The 2,874-nt window shown below is 41.6% G+C and carries 3 protein-coding genes; 1 reads left to right on the top strand and 2 read right to left on the bottom strand.

Annotated features, from left to right (window positions below):
• Nucleotides 1–321 precede the first annotated feature (321 nt).
• Together CAG69_RS15855 and CAG69_RS15850 are read right to left on the bottom strand one after the other, a co-directional pair.
• On the bottom strand, nt 322–501 hold the full coding sequence (locus tag CAG69_RS15855; RefSeq protein ID WP_161445082.1) for a hypothetical protein: 180 nt from the start codon (nt 499–501) through the stop codon (nt 322–324).
• Between the two features lie 33 nt (nt 502–534).
• Complete coding sequence (locus CAG69_RS15850) at nt 535–714, bottom strand: hypothetical protein (RefSeq protein WP_161445080.1); 180 nt, start codon at nt 712–714, stop codon at nt 535–537.
• Nucleotides 715–1,938: 1,224 nt separating this feature from the next.
• Here CAG69_RS15850 and CAG69_RS15845 point away from each other — a divergent pair.
• Nucleotides 1,939–2,319, top strand: coding sequence for an H-NS family histone-like protein (locus CAG69_RS15845; protein ID WP_161445078.1), 381 nt, complete (start codon nt 1,939–1,941; stop codon nt 2,317–2,319).
• Nucleotides 2,320–2,874: the final 555 nt, after the last annotated feature.

Below are 2,874 nucleotides of genomic sequence, written 5' to 3'. Positions count from 1 at the left end.
CAGTTTATGGGGTAAACGTATCTTGGGCGAATGTCCGTATTATATTTTTTTACCACAACATCAGTGTTCGCCCTGAGTATTTTATAAAAGAAAACATAAATAAAATCAATAAATTTGAAAATTACAGTTAACTAAGAGTCAAGGTGTTACATTTACCCAATATCCAAAAGGATTCACTATTTCCCTACATAGCAACATAGTCTTTAGCAGGAAAGTACAAGGTATCCAAAACGGCGCCCTGCTGTTCTACCTCTGGATTGCGAACATCATGTCGGAGTGATAACGTCCGCGAGCAGCTTAAATCCTTTCAGTTTTCGCCCTCTAGGTATCGTGAAGCGACTCTTTCATTCTTGGTTGAACAGACTTAGGAGCTTTATTCAATACATTCGAGGTTTTGTGTACCCAGAAGCGCTGATGACGTGTGATCGCCCAGTGTTTGACGGCCGCATTCCCAAAGCCCGGTACACCATCACTAATCGATTGTTCAGGAGTGATGGTCATACCCTTTGAAGTCAGTTGCGACAGAACTTCAAGCTAACTGACGTCTGACTCTCGGTACCCGTCAACGAGCGCCAACACTTTCTTGGGGCCTGTATCGTAGACACCACTAACAACCAGAAGGCAAAGATTGTCATCCATACATACTTTGCTGTAAACGCCACCAGCCCAGATCATAGACATACCGTCGTTTACTCGGGTCTCTTTTTGCGCCACTGGTCGTATTCCGCTTCCCATTGTTGCTTGAGGCGGGAAACACTATTTGCTGACAACCCCGTGGCTTGCATGCTCAGAAAAGGATCCAGAGCAGGCTGCGTATCGACAGTTGAACTTAATCCAACTCCCTGTTCTATCAAAAACTCTGGGCGCTTTAACGATGATATCACCAAGGTCTACCTGAGGTGAGCGCTCAGGCAAATGTCCATTGCGAATCACTGCTTGTTTTCCGTCAATTTGGAACGATGCGAACTGCTTTAGCAAGGCTTAAAACTCCGCTTTTATGGCTTGAGCCAATGATTACTGCGCACCTTATTTCAACAGTCCATTGAGCGTGTTGTCTAGTTTATGCAGCTCAGTAACGTTATGATTGTTGTCCATGTGGTGTCATCCTTGTTGGTTGTTGATCTAACGAAATCAATCAACAGGCTACACCGCATTCTTTTTTGCTTACACACGAGAAACAACTAAAGCTCTTTAGTCAATCTCATGCGCTTAAAGGAAATCTATCTCAGCGTGTTTTCTGTTAGTACCATGGTATGAGTAGTTAGAGCACCTACGCAAAGTTATAACAATTGCAGTACTCAGGGCAGCATTGTAAAACTGAAGGCTATATCGATGCCGACAACTTTAATAGAAATGATGATTACTCCTGCTCTTACTGGTTGCACCATTAGTTTGGTACAACTGTGTTAGAAGGGACGAGCGTCTGTCACACCAAAGCCAAGGTATTCGAGATGCATTAGTCCTTATCCCAATAGAGTTTGATGCCTTCTTCCAACAAAAAATTAATCGTGTCCTCGACATCACCAGTGAAGTCGAACATTACTACGTAACAGCATCTAGAAAACACAATACTCCTCTCATAAATCGTTAAGCTATGAGATACAAGAACTCGTTATGCAACACCATATCGAAAACCAACTAATAATTGAGCGCACAATAAGCGGCTATATCCCCGTAAACAAAAGCTTTTTCTTTACCTTTATCATCACCTCTATTCTCACTAGCGGTGGCGTCATGGGCACAGCCTTTATTAGTTCATCTTGATGATAATAAGCTCACGGCTCGGCGGGTCACCTAACCACAATCGGTGGGAACTTTTTCCTCGCGGTCTCCCTCCTTCCTTATGTAGATAACTGAAAAGCCTAATTCATATGCGGTTGTTTAATTCAAAAAGATAATTACAATACTTACTCTTACTTTTATTTTTGGATAGCACTCATGGACTCCCTATTAAATATTCGCTCACTGCGAAAGCAATCGCGTAGTTACGCACTCACACAACTTGAAGATATGTTAAGTAAACTTACCCAAGTGGTCGAAGAAATACGTGAAGAAGAGCAACAGAGAGCATCTGCACAAGCTGAAAAAGAACAAAAGCTCAAAGCTTACGCCAAAGAACTCGAAAAAGCGGGGCTTAGTATTGAGGATGTGGCCGCGCTGCTTTCAAATAAAACCACAACGAAACAGAAACGAACTCCAAGACCACCCAAATATCGCTATACCGACCTAAACGGTGATATAAAAACATGGACGGGCCAAGGGCGTACCCCTTCTGCTCTCGTTGGTAAAAACCTTGATGATTTCTTAATCAAGTCTTGAACTAGCCGATAGACTCAACTAAACAAGGAGAACTCTGATCCGAACCTGCATAAAAGTTGGTATGCTTTACTGACAGACTGGCCACTTTGGAGATAAACCGCTTGTCATCATTTAAACGCGTCAAAAAGCTTGATATATCTTTTGTGTTGAACCTCCCCCACGTAATCAACAGAATACGGCGAGAATCTCTACAATCAATTTCTTAAACACATAATCCTTTGAGCCAAAAAAGTTGTTTAAATTGCGATTTAAACAACTTTTTTTGTGTCCGGTTGCTTGGACGATTTCTAATAACACCACCAGCATCAATCTGCACATTCGAACATATTGGGTATTTAGAAATAACAAAAAACTAAGAATAGTAAATATGCTCAAAAGTGTACAAAAAAAGACTATGAGAAACTCACTTAACTCAATATCCCAAAATGCTGGAGCAAATCAGTTGGCCGCGAACCAAATTGTAGTACTAACAGTGTAACAATAAATATGTGTCTTCCTAAACGAGCTACCATTGAATAGAGCATGCAGAAGTGGTGTAGTATCGCTTATGAGTTC

Source organism: Vibrio sp. V43_P6S15P86, from assembly GCF_009904725.1.
Taxonomy (GTDB): domain Bacteria; phylum Pseudomonadota; class Gammaproteobacteria; order Enterobacterales; family Vibrionaceae; genus Vibrio; species Vibrio diabolicus.
The sequence above is the reverse complement of the archived record's forward strand: the minus strand, read 5'-3'. Positions and strand labels throughout refer to the sequence as shown.

Excerpts from the sequence above, each read along its gene's own strand:
- CAG69_RS15845 (WP_161445078.1), top strand. The coding sequence starts at position 1,939 with ATGGACTCCCTATTAAATATTCGCTCACTGCGAAAGCAATCGCGTAGT.
- CAG69_RS15855 (WP_161445082.1), bottom strand. The coding sequence starts at position 501 with ATGACCATCACTCCTGAACAATCGATTAGTGATGGTGTACCGGGCTTT.